Origin of the sequence: Dolichospermum lemmermannii CS-548 (genome assembly GCF_028330815.1) — a bacterium.
GTDB lineage: Bacteria > Cyanobacteriota > Cyanobacteriia > Cyanobacteriales > Nostocaceae > Dolichospermum > Dolichospermum lemmermannii.
Map to the genome: position 1 here is coordinate 1 of NZ_JAQMTJ010000101.1, position 21,389 is coordinate 21,389.

The following is a 21,389-nucleotide window of genomic DNA, read 5'->3' on the forward strand; positions in this document are numbered from 1 at the left end:
GAGGTAGGCACCGCTGAGGTAGGCACCGCTGAGGTAGGCACCGCTGAGGTAGGCACCGCTGAGGTTGGCACCGCTGAGGTTGGCACCGCTGAGGTAGGCACGGGTGAGGTAGGCACCGCTGAGGTTGGCACCGCTGAGGTTGGCACCGCTGAGAAAGAATTTCAGGATTTGGTTATAGGTATAAGCCCCCAGGCACTGACTATAGCTAATGATGCGAAGTAAGCGTTCGTCATCAAACTCATCTGTTTTATCTGGCTGACCACAAGGATAAAAGCTAATGTTGTCTTTCAAGTCGTCCTTTGATTTAGCGTAACGATGCAACTCCAACAGCAAAATCAACACATTCAGACCTGTGTACACATCCACCTGTCGCAGTCCCAAATGTTTTTCTCGTTCTGGTAATAGTTTTTTCAATTGTTCTTTTTTAAACAGAGGCAGATTTTCCCTTTCTGAAGGTGCAGCATCAATAAATTCTCCATCGCACCAACGCAGGTAAAAATCCTCCAATCTTTGGAATAGTTTTAAATAGCATTTAGTGTCAAATTTTGATTTTTCCGCTAATAACCCCATTAAATATTCAACAATTTCCGGCGTTAAATTTCCATAACCCAACAAATCATAAACTTGCTTATCCATCACCTCTTTTGAAACTGAGTCTTCTTGACGGTTACGCTTGGTGACTTGATCTGTCCAATCACAAAAACTGTTTACCAATCGTTCTGCAAATAAAAATTCGCCGAAACTTTTATGAACGAACTCCATTGAACCATCTTGTTTCCCAGACGCAGGCTTAATGTAAAAAGCCGTCAATAAATTATTCAGAACCTTTTCATCTTTAACTTTTTCCAGAGAATTTTGCTCTCTAGCTTGCTGAATTAATTTAGTCATTCGGTCACTCGTATCTTTAATTCTTACCTCTAACATTTTGATGTTGGCAGATTCATTACCAGACTGCACCACACACAAAGCCACCTCTGTTAAAAACTCTCGCAAATATTCGCTTTCTAGTCCAGTCAAATCCTGGTTTAGATCCTCACGCTGTTTTTTCAACACCCATTTAATTGACTCATCATAAATGCGAATTTTGGCTTTAATCCCTTCCGCACCTGCAAACATCTGAGCATTAAAATGTTTTTCTCGGTGCGTTCTTGCTAAGAGATAAAGCAGTAAGGGTTCTCGCGCTAGGTTGTCTTTAATTTCTTCTGGACAAGCTTGTAAAAATTCCTGAAATTCAGTTGTTTCCTGCGTACCAACTTTAGTTTCCCATTTATTCAGCCATGTTTCCCTAATTGCATTATCCATTGGCTGAAGTTCAACTCTCTTTAAGCATTTGGTTTGTGCAATTAAACGCTCAATTCCTTGCAATGCCAAAGGGCGACCTGTGACCAAAAACCGATGATGGCTATTATTTTGAAAACTCTCTACTTGCTGTAAAAATTCTTGTAGTCCTCCGGTTGCTCGTCCTTCTAACAAAAGTTCATCAAACCCATCTAACAAAAATAAAAATCGAGTTTTTTTATCCGTCAACCAACCAGAATCACTACTAACAAAATCAAAAGTTTCTAGTTGGTTCTCCAGCGTCTCCGTCAGATTATTCGCTAACACCCGCAAATCCCGCAAGCGAATTAAAATTGGTGTAAAGCTGGGGTGTAATTCTCGCCGCACCCTATTAGCAAACATCCGACTAAAGACACTCTTTCCCCTTCCTGCTTCACCCTGAATAAACAAAACTTTCTGTTTTTTATCTGAGTCATTAATCATTTTTATGACCCATTCCTCTATTTGCTCTTTCTCATCTCCAACAGGTTTACCCTTTTCATCTACTGGACGCACTTGCAAAGGAACATACAAATCTCGGAAGGTGATTTCTTTTTCGTCAAAAATCTTTTCTTCGGGTTTAGGTTTAATTTGCTGTTCTAAATAATCTTCAAGACTCAGGTATTTCTCTAGCTGTTCCTTTCCGCCAGCACTATACCATTGTACTAATTGCTTAACTTTATCTCCCGTTTCTACCAGTGAAGATAACAGATATTCATCGGTTTTTCGTGCTACCTGTTCAGTTAATATTTCGGCTTTTGCTGCTTCTAAACCTGCTTCTTGTAAACGTTGTTGTAAAACTTCATTGAATGATGCTGCTAATTTGGATTCATGGAAATAAACTATGGCTTTTTTCGCTTCCCGTTCATCTAATTCCTGTTCACCCAATTTTTTAATCTGTCGTGCAACTGCATCAGAAGCAGGAGATTGATTTAATTTATCTATTAATTCTGGCTGTTCTTTGAGAAGTGCCTGAAAGCTTTCTAAATAAGCAGCTTGGCTGACAAGTGCTACACACTGTTCTAAATTTAACTCTTTTTGCGTCTGGTCAATAATCAACTTAATCATAGTCAACGCAATAGGTGCAAAAGGAATGACTGCACCAGCAACCTGACCAAGTGGACTATTGAGGACATCTAAAAGCGAGGATATTTGTTCTACATAGGGCTTGAGGTCGGACAATTTTGATTTTTGCTCATTTACAGCCTTTGCCAGGTCTAACACGGCTTTGGCGGCTTCAGAGCCAGTTTTAACCACTTCTACCCCTTGTCCCAATTTCAAATCCTGAACATTGGTTGTCAACAATTTCCACAGTCCCATTCTCTATACTCCTAACCTATTTGTAGACTTATTGATAAGTAATCACAATTATCACGTATCTTTACGCAAATATTTCAATTAATACTAGACTGGGCGATTATAAATCACATCCACACAGATAAAACGAAAAGTGCCTTCCCTGGGGGAAGGCTACCTATGTGATTTGAAAAATCAGGATTTTCTATTAGTCATGAATTATATTGCCGTTGTCTTTTCAGCAATTTTCTTAATTATTTTTGGCGTGTTCAAATTCATAAACGTGAAAAAGATTGGTGAATTTTTTCAGGAAGTATCCCAGAATTGCTAATAGAATTCCTCCACTAATTGCTAACCAGAATTGTGTGGGAGGAAGAACACTAAAAATAGATGCTGTTTCTCCTTGTGTGGCTATATTTCTAGCATCTAAAATCACTGCTAAACACAAACATACAGCACTCATTATATAAGCTGATAAAGAGAGTCGCTGAATATTTTTTAAAGCATCTTGGCAAACTTGACAATGTTGAGTATGAGTTGTCCAAACATCAAATAATTTCTTTTTATCTGACTCTGCTGATGGTAGTTCCGAATTACATTCTTCTGCCCAAGGTATAGTTCCACCTGCGCGTTTTTCTAGCCATTGGCGAAATGTAATCACCATTTTATCTTGAGGATTTGGGGTAAAAACTTCATTCAACCATGCACCTTTTTTACGTTGGGCGATAATCTTTTCTTGGTAATGGAGAAATACTGCATCTTGATGTAAAAATAGAGAAGCTAAAACATGACCTAACCAAATTGGCATTGGTAAACCAAAGATTGCTAAACCACCTGGTTTTTTACCTGCTTCATTTTTAACTAATACTTGACAACCTATATGACGACACCAACCCGGACGAGTTGGAGTGGCATATAAGACTAAAATTAGTTGTCCCCCATCTTTAAATGTGGAAGCAATTCTCATTTGACAAGGTGGCTGGAAGTCATGCACCGCTTCTTGAATATTGGGCGCTGGAGGTTGAATTGCAAAAGAAAACCCCTCCTGGGTAGATATTTCTCGAAGTCGAATCATGTCATAGTATTTAGCATCTCGATAGCGATCGCCTACAAGTCCATGATGAGAAACGGGAACATGGGCTGGATCTGACACATTTTCCATGAAATAATCCCAACCATAGGGTAAATCACGAAAATTCCAAAATAATTTAACTACCCTATCTGAATTTTGCTCAAGTTCGGGAACTAGACGCGGTTTTCTCAATTTACTTTCAATTTGGGCTTGATTACCCGATTCAGCCCATATCCAGAGAAGTCCTTGCAGTTCTTGAGTAGGATAAGCGATCGCACATGATTTAGAATTAGCGCAATGCTTGGCTTCAGTTTCTTTATCTATGGACTGCGGTATACTCACACACTTACCATCCGCATCAAACCGCCAACCATGATACGCACACATCAGCGTTCCATCTGGTTCAACACGCCCTTCTGATAGAGGCGCTAGTCGGTGAGGACAAAAATTTTCAAAACAACGCCATTTACTAGAACCATCTCGCCATAAAACAATATCTTTACCTAGTAACTGCATAGCGTGAGGACGTGACGCATCCAAAAATTCTATAACTGCGACTGGATACCACTGCTTCGTCCATTGGAATAGTCCCTCATCCTCTTGCAACTGGTTAATGGTTTCACCCATATCCTCTGACAACTTAGTATCTATAATCACAGTAAAATCCTTATTTTTTTGAGCGAATGAACTTTTGTAATAAATCTTATTATAGAAAATATCAACAAAGTTAGTAATTAATTCTCACTACAACTAATAATTGCTACATATCCATAGATGAAGATGCGGTAAGCTAACAAAAGCAGTTTTTACCCTCAGAACAATGACAGCAAATAGTCCTACGATTTTAGCTTTAGACTTTGATGGCGTGGTTTGCGATGGACTAATTGAGTATTTTGAGGTAGCGTGGCGTACCTACTGTCAAATTTGGTCGCCGATTAACGATACACCACCAGATGATTTAGCTTTGAGATTCTATCGCTTACGTCCTGTAATTGAAACTGGTTGGGAAATGCCTGTTTTAATTAAAGCCTTAATTGAGGGTTTTAATGATGATCAAATTCTGCAATCATGGACAAGTATTACTCCCCAAATTTTAGCAGCAGATAAGTTAGAAGCAAAAGCAGTTTCGACAAAATTAGATCATCTACGAGATGAATGGATTCAGACAGATTTAAATGGTTGGTTAAGTCTGCATAGATTCTATCCTGGTGTGATAGAAAGACTGAAAATAACTCTTGAAAGTGAAGTCCAGTTATATATTGTTACTACCAAAGAAGGGCGATTTGTCAAGGAATTATTACAACAAGAAGGAGTTGATTTACCACCAGAAAATATTTTTGGAAAGGAAGTAAAACGCCCAAAATATGAAACTTTGCGTGAATTAATTGAGAAGGCAAATACCCAAAATGTAAGTTTATGGTTTGTTGAAGATAGACTAAAAACATTACAATTAGTCCAACAGCAATCAGACTTAGATAATGTCAAACTTTTCTTAGCAGATTGGGGTTATAACACTCAACCGGAAAGGGAAGCTGGCAAAAATGATCCACGTATTCAGCTAATATCACTTTCCCATTTTGCTCACGATTTTTCCACCTGGTTGTAAATCGAGTAAACCTAGATCCCCGACTTCTTTAAGAAGTCGGGGATCTTAATCTTTTGAATTAAATCAATTACCTCTTGATAATTAGTGATTCTTTTTTGTTCTTTAAATAAGTTAGCTGCTGTTTTTAAATCAGTAATTGCTCCCTGTTTATCACCCAAAGCATTGCGAGTAATACCCCGATTCTGGTAAGCTTCAGGAAAGTTAGGATTAAGACTTAATGCTTTGTTAAAATCCGCAATAGCACCTTTTAAATCTCCCAAATTATGACGAGTAAATCCGCGATGATTGTAGATACCAGGATAGTTAGCATTAAGACTGATTGCTTTATTATAATCTAAAATTGCTCCTTTCAAGTCTCCCAATTTATGGCGAGATATCCCTCTTTTATAGTAAACTTCAGGAAAATTAGGATGTAACCGTAAAGCCTTATTATATTCTTCAATAGCCCCTTTTATGTCTCCAAATGTATGACGGTTAATTCCCTGATGAAAATATACTATAGCCTCTTTCAGATCAGATTGTGCTAACAGTGCTGATTTTATTCTAAAATCGGAAATATTTGCCAAATTCTTAGCACTCACCTTTGGACTATATAATATAGTTCCTAATATGAGAGTTGTAATTGTTAATTTCCATTTTTTCATGACGCTATTTTTCCAATTATTAGCATACAGTTACTAATTATATAGCATTTACTTACATCAACACAAATAGACTCAACTAATATGCTTGATTTAACAAAAATATCGAGACAAATGCAAGGTTTCAGTCAACATTTAAATTCAGAAGTGGCTGCAAGTCATCAGCGGTTGGAATTAGCACAAGAATATTTAAAAAAGGCGTTTGAGTGTCAAGAAGAGTTAGTTAAACGTCAAGAAGAATGGCGAAATCGGATTATTTTTGCGAATGCTACACCCATTGAACCTCTCGAAACCTGCATTACTATTCCTGTTCCCCCCAAAGTTCATACTGTTATTTCTACAGATGGTTCGCAAATTGCCCCCAATCATCACGAAATTGCGTATTGTTACTTACTGAATATCGGCAGAGTTGTTTTACACTATGGTCAAGATCTTCACCCGATTCTCGATAGTTTACCGGAGGTATTTTATCGCCCTGAAGATTTATATATCTCGCGTCAGTGGGGCATTAGAACAGATGAATGGATGGGTTATCGGCGCACAGCCTCTGAGGCTACAGTATTAGCGGAACTGGCTTGTAGTACCAGGACAGAAGCCCCAGTCTTAGCAATGACAGATGGTTCGTTAATATACTGGTTTTTAGATCAGTTACCGATGGATGCCAGGGATATGATTTTACCTCCGGTTTTAGAAGCTTGGCAAAAACTCCAACAAGCCCAAATCCCCCTCATGGGTTATCTTAGTGCCTCTCGTAGCACCGAAGCCACCAACTTTTTACGCTTTTTAGCTTGTCCTCATCCTGTCCCCGATTGTATTACCCATTGTCCCAATCAACTAGAATACGTACCTTGTAAAAAATTTGATACATTGCGAGACACAACCTTATGGACAAGCCAACTTCAACCTGGACAACGCGGACCATTATGGCGGAGTAATGCCCGAATTTTAGAATTGTATGACGAGCAAATTATTTATTTTTGTTACGTCCATGTCGGGACAGAAATTGCCCGGATTGAAGTTCCCGCTTGGGTGGCAGAAAATTCCATCATGTTTGATCAAGCACTAGGATTAATGTTGGCACAGGTACATAAGGGGTATGGTTATCCTGTGGCTATTGCGGAAGCCCATAATCAGGCTGTAGTCAGAGGTGGTGATAGAACTCGGTTCTTTGCCCTTTTAGAACGACAAATGATTAAAGCTGGGATAAAAAATGTCGGCATTTCCTCCAAAGAAGCAAGAAAACGCGGCAGTATTGCCTAAACTCAGGTTGTACAGTTTATCTTTTTGGTCATTTTGTGCGAAAGTATAGATATAAGTAAGTCATGGAATAACGAACCACAGAGGCGCAGAGAACACAGAGAAATGGGGGTTTGAGAGATGTTTTGCGTAAGTCCTGTCATTTACTCAACTCAATTATTTTAACACCGCTTTAATTCAGATAATAAAACTACAATTTCATCTATTGCTGTTCTCATGACTTTCCCCGGTTGTTCAGATTGATTTACCATAATACTAAAAACCAACGGTTCATAATTAGGTGCATTCATATATCCAGATAAAGCAGAAATTCCTGTCATTGAACCTGTTTTTGCTTGCACCATTCCCGCAGCAGCAGTATTAAGAAACCGATTTTTTAAAGTCCCATTTACACCTGCAATAGGCAAGGAAGCCCGAAAAACTTCTGCTTGAGGTGATTTATCAATTCCTTGTAAAACTTGCACCAATGCGGCTGGAGTTGTTAAATTTTTCCGAGATAAACCAGAACCATCTAGAATTATATAACCTTCTGGTGCAACTCCCAATTGAGTTAAAGTTTCTCTGACAACTTGTAATCCAATATCGGCCGTATTTTGATTTTTTTCTCTTGGTTTTTTAATAGCTAAACTCCTTAATAAAGCCTCAGCATATAAATTATTACTATTCACATTTGTCTCTATCAATAATTCCGCTAAAGGTGGAGATTCTACTGCGGCTATTTCTTTGTCATTTTTACTCAGATTACTATTTACAGTTTCTTTAACTGTAATTCCCTCTTTAGCTAAATTTTGGCGAAACTGTCTGATAAAATTGGCAATTGGATCAAATACAGCTAAACCTGTAATATCTGGTTGAGAATTTACAGCTAATTGTCCGTTTATTCTGATAATCTGTCCTTTTAAGTCACGATTTACTTGTACAAAACCGCGTTTATCGGCTTCAGTAGTGACGGAATTATTTTCAACTTTCCAGTGATATGTTTCTGTAGGATCATTCCATTGAATCTTTAATGGTTGTCCAATAGTTTGGGGTAAAGAAGTTAAAATAGAAGCATTTTCATTGACAATTAGACTATTAACAGGTGCGCCATAATCAGCCTGTATATCTTCCCATTCCCAACTGGAATTAACTACTTCACCTTGAAAATAACTATCATCAGCAATTAACTGATTAATTTGCCGAATTCCCTGTTGATATAGTTGTTTTGATAATATTGTTAATTGAGCATTTTTGAAACTAGGATCTCCCCTTCCCACTACACGCAAAACACCATTACCTTCATCATAAATAGAGGTACGAATCCGAAAATCTGCCCCCAATTTCTGTAATGCTGCTGCGGTAGTAAATAGCTTCATATTAGAAGCAGAAATAAAATATTTTTGAGAATCTTGACTATAAAGAATTTTTTCTGATGATAATGGTTTAACTAAAATCCCCCAACGGACTCGACTAAATTGAGGATGATTAATAATAGTATTAATAGCAGATGATAATTGAGCAGGACAAATTTGTTTAGTAGTAGTAACTGGTGTAACAGGTGTTTGGGCTTGGGCTATTTTTTGAATACTACCAATATTAATAGAAATAAATAGTAATATTAAACTGACATAATTTTTTTTTAACATATTACCAATTATTATTTGGTTTAGCGAGATTTTTAAACTTTGTAAATTGTGGATCAAATAATAGTTTAATTGTTCCTGTTGGTCCGTTCCGATGTTTAGCTATGATTACTTCGGCAATTCCTCTATCTGGGGTATCTGGTGAATAATATTCATCGCGGTATAACATCATTACTATATCCGCATCTTGTTCAATTGAGTTATGAACAATAATATTATTAGCGATAAAGTTATGTAATTTATCAACTGTTAAATCAAATACTTCTTCTTCTCCATCTAATTCTATTGAGATAAGTTCATCCCAATAAATATCACTGTTAGCAAGAGCAATTAATTGTTGTTGCAAATTTAATTCATCTAATCTTTTCCACCCATTAATAGTTAAAAATTTATGATTACCAGTAGCACGAATTTCTCGACCTAATCGAGTTGTTAATGTAAATACTGGTTTGATACCTGTAGAAAAAGCGTTACTAACAATTGCCCTTTCTAGTTTCATTGTGTTTTCGTTCAGTCCCCAAACCGCAAAATCTGATTTACCTACTAATTCTTTAATTGGTACTTGTAACCCGGTGTCTGCCAATGTAACAAGACTATCGCCAGATAAACATCCCGATTCTCTCAAATCAGACAACATGGGGCGTTTATTAGTTCTTGCTTCCACACCACGACTTAACTGTGATAAAGCAATGATTGGTACAGATAATTCTCTCGCTAGACCTTTTAAAGAACGGGTAATTCTCGATAATTCTTGGACACGATTATCACTACTACCTTCCATTAATTGCAAGTAATCAATAACTATTAATCCCAATTCTTTAGTTTGTTCGGCTTGCAGTCGTCGCGCTTGACTTCGCATTTGTGTGACTGTAATATTTGACGTATCATCAATAAAAATTGGCGTGTCTGAGAGTTTATCAATGGCACGGCTTAAAGGTTCCCATTGGGTTTGACTAATGCGGCCACTTCTTAAATAACTGCTTTCAATTCCGGCTTCACTAGCTAATAGTCTTTGTACTAGCTGTTCTTTGGACATTTCTAAACTAAAAACCGCAACTGCTAATTGATAACCGGCTGCAATGTTATGAGCTAGGTTAAGACAAAAGGCCGTTTTTCCCATTGACGGCCTCCCAGCAACGATAATTAAATCAGAACGCTGAAAACCGCTAGTCATGGCATCTAAATCATAAAAACCACAAGGTATTCCCGGTAAAGCAATACCTTGATGACGAGTTTCAATATCTTGAAAAGTATTAATTAAAGTGTCACCAATATGAACCAATCCCGATTGGGTTTTTTGTTGAGTGACGTTAAAAACTTTTTGTTCGGCACTATCAAGAACAATTGGTAATTCTGTTTCTGTTTCAAAACCAAGATGAACAATTTCATTCCCGGCTTTAATTAATTGCCGACGCAGGTATTTTTCCATGACTAACCCTGCTAAGGCATCAATATTGACGGCAGAAACTGTCCGGTCTACTAATGTTGCTAATTTATTTCTGCCACCAATTTGGGTTAATTGATCATTGTCTGTCAACCAACTAGTTATAGAAAGTAAGTCTGTGGGTTTTTGCTGGGTATGCAGACGCAGAGCGGCTTGATAGATGGTTGTATGGGCGCTAATATAAAATGCTTCGGGAACTAGGCGATCGCTCACTCGACCAATTGCCTCTGGATCTAGTAGAATACCTCCTAGAATCGCTTCTTCTGCTTCGATGTTTTGAGGTGGGACGCGATTACTACCATCACCTTGAAAACTTAGTTCTTCAGCCATAGAATTTTAAATTTTAGCGATTTTGGATTTTTACCTAATCATCCAAAACCGATAGGAAAATATTGATAACCACAGATATATCATCTGTGGTGATTAATTAAGTCACCGTTAGTTAGAGACGACTTCAATGTTAATTACTGCTGTTACTTCAGAATGGAGTTTAATTTCAGCTTTGTAAGTACCCAATTGGCTAATATCGGGAATAGTAATCCCGCGACGATCTATTTCTAGACTAGCTACTGCTTGAATTGCATCTGCAACATCTTGAGTAGTAACTGTACCGAAAATAGCCTCATTTTCACCAACTTGCTTGGCAATTTTTAAACCAGCAATATTTTCTAAAGCTGTTTTTTGCTCAGTTGCTTGTTGTTTGAGTTCTAATTGTCTTTGATATTCTTTCTCGCGTCGGCGTTCCACTTGTTTAAGCAGACCGGGTGTAGCACGAGCGGCTAAACTCTGGGGGATGAGGTAGTTACGAGCATAACCGGGAGCTACTTCTACCAAATCACCGAGTTTTCCCAGCTTGGTAACATCTTTTGTTAAAACTAATTGCACACGTTTCGCCATTGTTTTTCGCTTTTCTTGGTAAAATCTTCGTTATTTGGGTGTCATCAGAGTGGCTCACAAAATTGTAGCTTGATCCTCAGCGACTTTGAACATACCCACAGCCTCAAGATTCTAGCGAAGTTTGGGGAGCGATCGCAATACCAAATGTCAGAAATATGAAAAAAGGAGTTGAGAAGGGACACACAAAGAAGATCACCAGAAAATTCTTAACCACTGACAACTGACTAAAAATTATCCTTCATCCCTCGAATCCGGGCAAAGGTTTGGACTCCTTCTTTACTTTTCGCTGTTGCTTGTAGAGATGGTTCTTCCCAACGTAAAAAAGGATTTGTGAGTTTTTCCACTCCTAGTATTGATGGAACTGTCGCTTCATTCCCATCCCGTTGAGCTTTAACATCTTGGTAGCGCTTTTGTAAATCTGCATTTTCAGCATCCACAGTCACCGCAAAACGCAAATTGCTTAAAGTGTATTCATGGGCGCACCAGACGCGAGTATGATCAGGTAAAGCCCGGAGTTTAGTTAAAGAATCTACCATTTGCCCCGGTGTACCTTCAAATAAACGACCACAACCTCCCGCAAACAATGTATCACCACAAAACAATTCTCCAGGCTCTCCTGGACTTGCTGGGGGGAAATAGTAGGCAATGTGAGCGCGAGTATGTCCAGGTACAAAGAATATATTAGCAGTGCGATCGCTAAATTGGATGCGATCGCCTTCCTGCAAAAACACCTGTTGTCCCGGAATCCTTCCCCGATCTTCCGCACCTCCATAAACTTTCACATCGGGAAATTCCTTCATCAACCCTGTATTTCCACCCACATGATCGCCATGATGATGGGTATTAAAAATCGCCACTAAATCAGCCTTGAGTTTCGTCAATTCCTCTAAAACTGGTTGTGCTTCAGCAGGATCAACAACAGCCGCAATATTCCGCACTGGATCATGCAGTAAAAATATATAATTATCTGAAAGTACCGGTAAACGGATTATCTGCATTAGCTTTTTCTCCTCAAAAACTATCATCAGTAATAGTAAGTTGCTAGTTATCTAGTTGGTAATTGGTGATTGGTAATTGGTGATTGGTAATAAGATACCTATTTTCTTCATCCTGTAAATCCTTGAATCATGGACATCCTGATTCAGACAATAAATTTAATTTCTTCATCCTGTTAATCCTTGAATCATGGAAATCCTGATTCAGACAATGAATTTAATTTCTTTATCCTGTTAATCCTTGAATCATGGACATCCTGATTCAGACAAAATGATATTATTAAGACCAAGAATCTAAATCCAAAGATTGCATTCCTTCGCTTTTAACATAATCTAGCAAACCTCCCAACTGCCGCCAAATAAAGAAACAAGTTAGCAGACTCATAGGTAAACCGATACTTAAAGCCATTCCTAAAGGAAACCCAAATATCTCAAAACCAGAACAAAGAAATAAGCAAGAACCACCAGTAATACCAATAAATGGTACTAATAATTGTTTATAAAAAGAACGGGTATTAGTCTTTTCTTTAGGAGATTTATCCTGTGGCCATTGCTGGACAATTACCTTCAATGTTCCAGATAAAGCTAACCCAGAAGTGAAAGCCGTGAGAAAACCAACTAATAGTAAAAAGTAGGGTGGTTGCAGAGGGTAATAGTACATTAAAACTCCTGGTTGTTATTAAAATTCATTTTTATTTGGTAACAGATTATTTAGCTAAAATAGCTGCTACACCTTCTCTAGAGAACTCTGTTAACAGGCTAATGGCGACATTTAGTAAACGATTTGGGGGTAAATCGTCCTTGACTAAATCCCACAGACTTTGGACTTCTTCTGTGTGCAAACGGTCATCTTCAGTGATAGCTAAAACCAACTGACGACGGAGAAATTTACCCTCTTCGGAAAGGATGAATTCCAAACCCATCTTCGCTGTTGGTAAAACATCGAAATTGCTATCAGTGCGAGCAATAGTAATCAGATTTTCTAACCTTTGCCACTGAAATTTACCATCTTTAAACAACACATTCAATAGCCGTCGCCTTAATGCGGGAGATTCCCCAGTTAATAATCGTCGGGCGATATAGGGATAACCAACTTCCACAATTTTGAAATTGGGGTTCAGACTCAGCGCAATTCCTTCTTGTGTCACCAAAGAACGAATAATTAAAGCAAACTTTGCCGGTACACGGAAAGGATATTCATACATCAATTCCGAAAACTCATCGGTAATGGTTTTGAAGTTGAAATCTTGGACATTTTTACCAATAGCATTTCCTAATACCGCTTCTAATGCCGGCACAATAGGGGCAATATTAGTGTTCGCTGCCAAAAAGCCCAATTTGACAAAATCTGCCGCTAAATCAGCGTAATCCTTATTTACCAAATGCACTAAAGCATCAACTAAATTCTCCTTAGTGGTTTCCTCTAATTGATCCATCATACCAAAATCAATGTAAGCCATGCGACCATCGGCCATAGCGAACAAATTCCCAGGATGAGGATCGGCATGGAAAAAACCATGCTCTAATAGTTGTTGTAAACCAGTCGTTACACCTATTTGAATGATGGCTTCTGGGTCTAAACCTACAGATTGAATATTCTGAGTATCTGTGAGTTTAAAGCCATTAATCCATTCTAGGGTTAAAACATGAGTGCTGGTATAATTCCAGTAAATACTGGGAATTTTTACCTGGGGGTCATCACGGAAATTATGGGCAAACTTTTCCGCATTGTGACCTTCATTGATGTAATCAATTTCCTCAAATAACTTTGTGCCAAACTCGTCCACAATCAAAGTTAAATCATGACCGAGATTGAGCGGTAGCCAGGGAGCAAGCCAACTGGCAACCCAACGCATGAGATACAGGTCTTTTATCAGTAACGGGCGTAAATTGGGGCGTTGTACCTTGACTGCCACTTCTTCACCACTGAGTAAGCGACCCCGGTAGACTTGACCCAAACTAGCCGCTGCTACGGGTTGAGGGGAAAGTTCCCGAAAGATTTCGCCAATTGAGCGATTTAATTCTGTTTCAATGATCTGATATGCCAGATCATTATCAAAAGGTGGTAACTGGTCTTGTAACTTGATTAGTTCTGCTAAGAAATCCTTGCGGATTAAGTCGGGACGAGTCGAGAGGGCTTGACCAACTTTAATAAATGTCGGACCCAGATCGGTAAGTAGGGTTCGCAACTGGGTAGCGCGTTTCCCTTGATTTTCCTCTACCTCGTCTTGCCAGTCGTCCCACTTGAGACTGAATATAAATCCGGCAAAAGACCAGATTATTCTCAGTAGTCGCCCCCATACTAACCAGGGACGGTAGCGAAAGTGACGACTGGTAGCCGCGCTTGCCCAGGGCAACGCTTCTGGATTATACTGCTTTAATTCATCAGATTGATACTGACCCACGCCTTTATTTGCCTCTTCAACTGGGAAATTTACACCGTCGCCTTGATTATGAATGCTAACTTAGTTGTTGGCACAGGAAAATGGTACTTTTTAGTTTAGAAAGAAACTTTAACCGGATCTAGGCGCAATAGGTGAAGAAATAAGCCTATTGATCCTAGATTTATTGATCTTTTTCTTAACTATACTTTATAAAAGTACAAACTTTTTGTATGTATTTGGGGTATTTTATCTTTTTTTAATGACTAAAGCCTTTCCATAATGTAGTTAATTTTGACACCACCCAGTCAGAAATATCAATCAGCTATGCAAATAACCAGCAGTGAAATCCAAGCTATGCGGGAATTAATGCCAGATTATGCGTCACAATAATAATTAAAACTATGTAATTTATCTTCACAATGTCCCTCTCCCAGCTTACCCCCACTCTTTCCTCTCCCCACACCCCCACAGAAACCTACTGGGGATATGATTATGATTTGGTTATAGTCGGTGGTGGAATTGTCGGTTTAACCTTAGCCGCTGCTTTGAAAGACTCTGGTTTAAATATCCTCCTTATTGAAGCTAGAGTGGCATCAGCCGCAGTGGCTAAAGGACAGGCTTATGCTGTACATATGCTGTCCGCACAAATTTTCCAAGGAATTGGTTTATGGGATAAAATTCTCCCCAATGTTGCCAAATATAACCGAGTTCGTCTCTCTGATGCTGATTATCCCGATGTAGTCAATTTCCAAACTACTGATTTAGGGACACCAGAGTTAGGTTATGTAGCAGAACATTATGCACTGTTAGAACCGTTACAGGAATTTGTGCAAAGTTGTCCAAATGTAACTATCTTGTGTCCAGCGGAAGTAGTAAGTACGCAAAATGAGAGAGATATAGTTACTATTAATATCAAAATTGGCGACGAAAATCGGATAATTCGCAGTAAATTGTTAGTCGCTGCTGATGGTTCAAAATCTCCTATTCGTCAAGCTGCGGGAATTAAAACCAAAGGTTGGAAATATTGGCAATCATGTATTGTGGCCTTTGTGAAACCAGAAAAATCTCACAATAACACCGCTTACGAAAAGTTTTGGTCTAGTGGTCCCTTTGCCATTTTACCTTTACCGGGAAACCGTTGTCGCATTGTTTGGACTGCACCCCATGAAGAAGCAAAAGCTTTGTGTGCGTTGAATGATCAGGAATTTTTAGCGGAACTAACTAAACGCTATGGTCAGCAAATGGGGAAATTGGAATTATTGGGAGACAGATTTATTTTTCAGGTACAGTTAATGCAGAGCGATCGCTATGTTCTCCCTAGATTAGCATTAATTGGTGATGCCGCCCATAATTGTCATCCCGTCGGTGGACAAGGTTTAAATTTGGGGATTCGTGACGCAGCCGCATTAGCCGAAATCATCCAAACAGCCCATCAAAATCGTCAAGATATTGGTAATATTTCCATACTCAAGCAATATGAAAGCTGGAGAAAAAAAGAAAACCTCGCAATATTAGGTTTCACCGATTTATTAGATCGAGTTTTTTCTAACAACTTCTTACCAATAGTCATAATTCGCCGTTTAGGTTTATGGATTATGCAAAGAGTTCCCATGGTTAAAATATTCGCCCTGAAATTAATGATTGGCTTAAAAGGAAAAACTCCTGAATTAGCTAAACGGTGAAATTACCAAAACCAAAATATCGTAGGGTGCGTCAGATTCGATAACTCAGCCAGCCATAAATAGATTTTGACATCTGACGCACCTTAAAAATGTACTTCTTGTAATATTTAACAACATCAACCTAATAACTAAGGAAAGTGAGAGATATCATGACTCAAACTTTAGAAAATGCTCTTAATTTAGGAGAAGAAGAACAACGATTCTACCGTCGTGGAGTAACTTGGGAAAAGTTCCAAGCAATTCAAAAAGCATTTGAAAATGTCCCAGGAGTGCGTTTATTTTATTGTGAAAGAGTTTTAGAAATTGTGACTATCAGTAAACCACATGAAGCAATTAGTAGTTTAATGGCTGCACTACTAACCAAACACTTTGAAATAGAGGAAATTGAATTTTTCCCCAGTGGTAGTTATTCGCAAATTCTGCCTGGTATAGTTGAGTATCAAGCCGATTTATCCTATTGTTTAGAAAATGATAAAAATAGACCAGATTTATGTATTGAAATTGTTATTACCAGTGGTAGTCCTATCAAACTGAAGAAATACAAATTAATGCAAGTTCCAGAAGTTTGGTTTTGGGAAGATGGAACGCTGGAAATTTACTGTTTACGACAAGAAGAATATGAGAAAGTTAATAATAGTGAATTGTTGCCAAAATTAGATTTATCTTTATTGAATCGTTGTCTTTTGTTATCTTCCCCCTTAGAAGCAATCAAAGAATTTCGTCGAGGGATTTAATGGTTATTCCTCGTTTCCTCGTTTTCCTCGTTCCCAGGTTCTACCTGGGAATGCAATCAAAAGGCTCTGCCTTATGCTAACATTAATATGAGGCAGAGCCTCATAACCTGTATTCCCTGTCAGAGACAGGGAACAAGGAACAAGAATAATTTAAACTTCTAATTTTTCCTTACCTGCATTCAAAGCCACAACATCTTGTAACCTCGAAAGCACAAAAGACTTCTCCAAATAAGACAACAAACCACCAGCTTTTGGACCCTTTTCTTTATTTAAAAAAGATAGATACAAAGCCTTAAAAGCAATTGGTTGTTGAATCCCTAACTCCTTAGTAGTCGAGAAAATTATAGTTTGTAATTCCTCAGCTTCCCAATTAGGAATATTTTGCAAATTCTCCATCAATTTTTGCAAATAAGCAACTTGTTCCGCATTAAAATCATTAGCTTTGTCGGGAACTTGTTCCAAATAGAGAACTAACTTTTCTTCTTCATCTGCATAATCTTGTAACCACAATTGTGCAGCAGCAATCCTTTGATTAATAATTTGCTGATCATACTCAGTTAAAGCCTGTGGACTACGTTGGACAACCTCTTCCTGAATATTTAAACGCGGAACTTGCAACAAAGAAATCAACGTACTAAAATCAAAAGGTTGGAAAATTTTAACTTCATCCCCTAGCTGCGCGTAAAATAACGGCATTAATTCCTCCGTTAATTCAGGAGATTTAGAATACTTGTTAATTAAAGTATCGTAATCTCTAAATAAACGAGTAGTAGTTTCATAATTTGGCGCAAAATTAATTACTGTTCTTGGCTGAGTTCGCAACATTAAAAAGCGCAGTAATTCCGGTGGAAGTAAAGCCGCAATTTCTTCAGCACTCGAACCAACTCCCTTAGAAGAACTCATCTTTGTCCCATTCACAAGAATAAATTCATAGGGAGAATGGAAAGGAGGTTGCTTTTGTAAAACCTTGCGACTAATAGCATTAGCAACATCTCTAGAACCACCTTTTTGAGAGTGATCCTTTCCAGCCATTTCGATGGTTACACCTAACACATCCCACTTAGCCACCCATTCAACTTTCCAAGGTAATTTACCATTACCATTAAAAGGAGAAACCCAACCAGAATGTCCACAACCTTTTACATAATCAGTTGCATCAGGTTTGCAGGTGTAAAATACTTCTGAACCGTTATAATCTGTCGTGACAGTTGTGGCAATCTTACCGCAATTTTCACAAATAACTTGAAAAGGATACCAGTTATTTGGACGGTCAGCTTTGCTTACTTCCTTATAAGCTTCTCTCACCAAATGGGCATTTTTTAAGAAAGTGTCAATATAGGAATTAAGTTTTCCAGAACGATATAAATCGCGGAGAAAATAAGTTTCTGGTTTAATTCCTAAATACTCGAAAACTTCAAAAAATTCACCAATGAAATATTTAGCATAATCACTAGCATCATCACCAGGAGAAGGCACATTACACAGCGGAAAGCCCAAATAAGGAGAAAATTTTTCCTGATCTAAGTATTTTGGAACCGTATCCAGTGCGTCATAGTCATCCACACCATACAAGAACTTGACGGGCTTACCTGCGTGTTTCAATGCCCGGTAAATCACATCATGGATAACCACACCCCGCAAAGATCCAACGTGTACTCTTCCTGATGGAGTCTTAGAATCATTAACTACCTGGTAGCCTACTGCATCAGCAGCGATTTTATCAGCCCAAAACATTTGCTATTTATCTTTTCACAATCTACCCATTTTAACTTTTGTCATGGAGAATAATCTCATTGTTGACTAAGTTCAATAATATTTCTATCTGGATCTTTAATAAAAATCGCCGCGCGACCAGAAGCACTAGCCTGAAAAGGATAATTTTTAGCGATTAACTCATCTTTTATAACCTGCAAATCAACCACAGAAAAAGCAATATGAGGATTTTGTCCCCATTTTTCCTGTTGCTTATCAGTTGGTACAGTAGGTGCAACAATCAGATGCAGTTGATAATTACCAATTTGATACCAGACACCGGGATATTTTAAAGGACGTTCTACTTTATTTAATCCTAATACCTGGCTATAAAAATATTCCGAACGTTCTAAATCAGTCACTAGAATAGCAGTGTGAAGACTCTGTATAATTTGCATTTTTTTTTTAATATAGTACAATTTTATCTGTCAGATTAGGACTTATGTAATTGATTAAAAATATATAAATAAACATGACCTATATTTTTTATTAAATCATCATCAATTTTGATATTCCCTTTCCTAAATATGCAATTTATTTTGTACCACTACTTATTATAACGTTAAACTGTGGAATAATTCTTGTGGAATTACCCTAATTGTTTTTATGTCCGCAAAAGAATCTGATCTAAAAATTCAGGCTCAAGTAATATTAGATGCAATAGCTTTTACTCCCTTTGAGCAATGTCAACCCTTAAACCGCAGGTTTGATAACATATCTCGAAGTCCTGGTATTTACGCTATTAGACAAAAAACTGAAGGATTACTTTACGTTGGTAAAGCACAAAATTTGCGTAGTCGTTTCAGTGGAGGTCACAAAGCTTTTTTATGGGCATGGCTAGATAAATATAGAGACGAAGATGTGCGTATTGCAGTACAACCAATTTCTCATTGGGAAAATCCTGGGCTATTATTGGAATTAGAAGCAATTATTCTCAGAGCTACTGAACCTCCTTACAACGTTCAAATACCAAGTGAGCAGTAACATTATGCAAGTAGAACTTTTAGAGCAACTTTCCGCTACTGATGCTAAAATTATCTTAGAATGCTTGCCAGAAAAAATCAAAGCAGCTTTAATTGCCCGTGCTGCTGAAATTGACTATCCAGTAGAAGCTATTATTGAAATGGCGATCGCTAGTTTCCTGGATAGCGAAGCATTAGGTTTCGCAGACTGCAAACCAGGACGAGGACAATAGCAAACAACAAATATATATTAGTATTATTGAAAACTAATATATGGTCACTAAAATCATATACAAATCTGCAACTATTGTAACTGTTGTCATGGAGAATAAAATCATTGTTCCATAAATTGACTCAGTTCGATAATATTGCAATCGGAATCTTGAATAAAAATTGCATACTCTGTATAATTTGCATTTTTTTGTTTTGTTAAAATAAGTAAATTGACTTAAAACCAATATATTTCAGTTCAAGATAATTGTAGGTTGGGTAGAACAAAGTGAAACCCAACATTTCTAAGATTTTGTTGGGTTTTGTTTATTAACCCAAATTACACATATATACGCAAAAATGAGCAAGTTTTGACGATAAATGCAGAATAAATACCCGGGCTAAATCTTGTGGTGCGGGCATCCTGCCCGATGGAATTATACAAACTTATTCCATAAGCTGTTACGCAGCTAAATCTGATATTTCGTAGCCTAGAGTCCTTGCCGTAAGGCTTTCGGGCAAAAAAAGTAAATGCGTAACAGCTTACTAAAAAATTTTGTCAACTATCTTAAGACAGATTGCTATCTCTTACTAATTGTGGAAAAATGAAACCGTATTCTCCGATCTAAAGAATCTGGAAATGCAGCCTCTATCTCATAAAAACTCATAAAAACTCATAACAACATGAATGGCATTTTGGGTTTTGTCACCTTAGTATTTATTAATTACATTTTCAGTGCCACAGTGTTTTTTTTAATACCATATACTGATTATGCAAATATTATCGGTGTTTTGTCTTTAATATATTATTCGCTGACTATTATTCCTACTATAATAAAAACACTTTTTCCGAATTTTTATAAGCAACAATATATTTGGAAAAGCTTGATGAAAAACCGACGTTACACAGGTGTTACTGCTTTTTGTTTTGCTTGGAATCACGCTGCATTATTGATTTGGCAAAAATCTTTAAATTTCTTAGATTTCAATACTTGCCTCCAATACTTTCAAGGCTTATCATCAATTATCATTTTCACTATTTTAGCCATAACATCTAATGACGAAAGTGTTAGAAAACTTAAAAAAAATTGGAAAAAAATACACAATTTAACCTATCTATGTTTGTTTATACTTCCCTGGCATATTTTAGATAAAATGTTCGGACGCTGGAGTTATCTCACTCCCTTTGCGGTTATTTTATCTATTAGTTTATCTTTGCTTTTTGTGACTAGAAAAATAATTGAAATCAAGGAACAGTAACTAAGTTACATCCCTTTTCTTGACACCTTATTCATCTTCAATTAATTTTACTCAGGTACTTAATAACCAAAACAAAACCCCGTCTAAAAGAATAGAAGGGGGATTGTTGTTAAATATTAAACCTGGCATCGAGCTATTTTCACGGAGGGCTACCCCTCAACTATCGTCGCCGCAGCAGCGTTTCACCTCTGAGTTCGGGAAGGGATCAGTGTGGTTCCACCGCGCCATAGACACCAGGAAACAATTAAAAATTAAAAA

The 21,389-nt window shown here is 37.6% G+C and carries 18 protein-coding genes and 1 rRNA gene; 7 read left to right on the forward strand and 12 right to left on the reverse strand.

Annotated features, from left to right (window positions below):
- Together PN450_RS06870 and PN450_RS06875 are read right to left on the reverse strand one after the other, a co-directional pair.
- A partial coding sequence (locus tag PN450_RS06870) for an NACHT domain-containing protein (RefSeq protein WP_271835806.1) occupies positions 1-2,637 on the reverse strand: 2,637 nt, incomplete at its 3' end.
- Between the two features lie 226 nt (positions 2,638-2,863).
- Positions 2,864-4,312, reverse strand: coding sequence for an aromatic ring-hydroxylating dioxygenase subunit alpha (locus tag PN450_RS06875; RefSeq protein ID WP_148766935.1), 1,449 nt, complete (start codon positions 4,310-4,312; stop codon positions 2,864-2,866).
- A 193-nt stretch (positions 4,313-4,505) separates the two neighbouring features.
- Here PN450_RS06875 and PN450_RS06880 point away from each other — a divergent pair, with 193 nt between their 5' ends.
- The gene (locus tag PN450_RS06880; RefSeq protein WP_271835807.1) at positions 4,506-5,291 is read left to right on the forward strand and encodes an HAD family hydrolase; all 786 of its coding nucleotides are present in this window, start codon (positions 4,506-4,508) and stop codon (positions 5,289-5,291) included.
- An 11-nt stretch (positions 5,292-5,302) separates the two neighbouring features.
- On the opposite strand, the gene PN450_RS06885 is transcribed toward PN450_RS06880, so the two are convergent.
- Positions 5,303-5,935, reverse strand: a complete 633-nt coding sequence (locus PN450_RS06885; RefSeq protein WP_271835808.1) for a tetratricopeptide repeat protein — start codon at positions 5,933-5,935, stop codon at positions 5,303-5,305.
- An 81-nt stretch (positions 5,936-6,016) separates the two neighbouring features.
- On the opposite strand from PN450_RS06885, the gene PN450_RS06890 reads away from it, so the two are divergent.
- Positions 6,017-7,192, forward strand: coding sequence for a DNA double-strand break repair nuclease NurA (locus tag PN450_RS06890; protein ID WP_271835809.1), 1,176 nt, complete (start codon positions 6,017-6,019; stop codon positions 7,190-7,192).
- A 158-nt stretch (positions 7,193-7,350) separates the two neighbouring features.
- Here the strand turns inward: PN450_RS06890 and dacB are convergent, their stop codons facing one another.
- From dacB to PN450_RS06920, 6 genes are all read right to left on the reverse strand, one after another.
- Entirely contained in the window at positions 7,351-8,814 is a 1,464-nt protein-coding gene (gene dacB, locus PN450_RS06895) for a D-alanyl-D-alanine carboxypeptidase/D-alanyl-D-alanine endopeptidase (protein WP_271835811.1), read from the reverse strand.
- Position 8,815: 1 nt separating this feature from the next.
- Complete coding sequence (gene dnaB, locus PN450_RS06900; RefSeq protein WP_271835812.1) at positions 8,816-10,585, reverse strand: replicative DNA helicase; 1,770 nt, start codon at positions 10,583-10,585, stop codon at positions 8,816-8,818.
- Between the two features lie 108 nt (positions 10,586-10,693).
- Complete coding sequence (gene rplI / locus PN450_RS06905; RefSeq protein ID WP_015079125.1) at positions 10,694-11,152, reverse strand: 50S ribosomal protein L9; 459 nt, start codon at positions 11,150-11,152, stop codon at positions 10,694-10,696.
- Between the two features lie 224 nt (positions 11,153-11,376).
- Positions 11,377-12,150: a hydroxyacylglutathione hydrolase gene (gene gloB / locus PN450_RS06910; protein ID WP_271835813.1), complete on the reverse strand. Its 774-nt coding sequence runs from the start codon at positions 12,148-12,150 to the stop codon at positions 11,377-11,379.
- A 277-nt stretch (positions 12,151-12,427) separates the two neighbouring features.
- Positions 12,428-12,808 (reverse strand): hypothetical protein, encoded by a 381-nt coding sequence (locus PN450_RS06915; RefSeq protein ID WP_015079123.1) that lies wholly within the window; start codon positions 12,806-12,808, stop codon positions 12,428-12,430.
- Between the two features lie 46 nt (positions 12,809-12,854).
- Positions 12,855-14,552, reverse strand: a complete 1,698-nt coding sequence (locus PN450_RS06920) for an ABC1 kinase family protein (protein WP_271835814.1) — start codon at positions 14,550-14,552, stop codon at positions 12,855-12,857.
- 398 nt (positions 14,553-14,950) lie between these two features.
- On the opposite strand from PN450_RS06920, the gene PN450_RS06925 reads away from it, so the two are divergent.
- Both PN450_RS06925 and PN450_RS06930 read left to right on the forward strand, forming a co-directional pair.
- Positions 14,951-16,213, forward strand: coding sequence for an FAD-dependent hydroxylase (locus PN450_RS06925; RefSeq protein WP_271835815.1), 1,263 nt, complete (start codon positions 14,951-14,953; stop codon positions 16,211-16,213).
- Between the two features lie 149 nt (positions 16,214-16,362).
- A complete protein-coding gene (locus tag PN450_RS06930; protein WP_271835816.1) occupies positions 16,363-16,947 on the forward strand; it encodes a Uma2 family endonuclease in 585 nt (194 codons plus the stop codon).
- 150 nt (positions 16,948-17,097) lie between these two features.
- Here the strand turns inward: PN450_RS06930 and lysS are convergent, their stop codons facing one another.
- Entirely contained in the window at positions 17,098-18,681 is a 1,584-nt protein-coding gene (gene lysS, locus PN450_RS06935) for a lysine--tRNA ligase (protein WP_271835817.1), read from the reverse strand.
- 56 nt (positions 18,682-18,737) lie between these two features.
- Positions 18,738-19,097 (reverse strand): VOC family protein, encoded by a 360-nt coding sequence (locus PN450_RS06940; RefSeq protein WP_271835818.1) that lies wholly within the window; start codon positions 19,095-19,097, stop codon positions 18,738-18,740.
- A 208-nt stretch (positions 19,098-19,305) separates the two neighbouring features.
- Here PN450_RS06940 and PN450_RS06945 point away from each other — a divergent pair, with 208 nt between their 5' ends.
- From PN450_RS06945 to PN450_RS06955, 3 genes are all read left to right on the forward strand, one after another.
- Positions 19,306-19,683, forward strand: a complete 378-nt coding sequence (locus PN450_RS06945; RefSeq protein WP_271835819.1) for a GIY-YIG nuclease family protein — start codon at positions 19,306-19,308, stop codon at positions 19,681-19,683.
- 4 nt (positions 19,684-19,687) lie between these two features.
- Entirely contained in the window at positions 19,688-19,894 is a 207-nt protein-coding gene (locus PN450_RS06950) for a hypothetical protein (protein WP_148762966.1), read from the forward strand.
- Between the two features lie 661 nt (positions 19,895-20,555).
- Positions 20,556-21,131 carry a ferric reductase-like transmembrane domain-containing protein gene (locus PN450_RS06955; protein WP_271835820.1) on the forward strand — a complete coding sequence of 192 codons (576 nt, stop codon included), beginning with the start codon at positions 20,556-20,558 and terminating at the stop codon, positions 21,129-21,131.
- Positions 21,132-21,251: 120 nt separating this feature from the next.
- Here PN450_RS06955 and rrf read toward each other — a convergent pair.
- A 5S ribosomal RNA gene (gene rrf / locus PN450_RS06960) occupies positions 21,252-21,369 on the reverse strand.
- Positions 21,370-21,389: the final 20 nt, after the last annotated feature.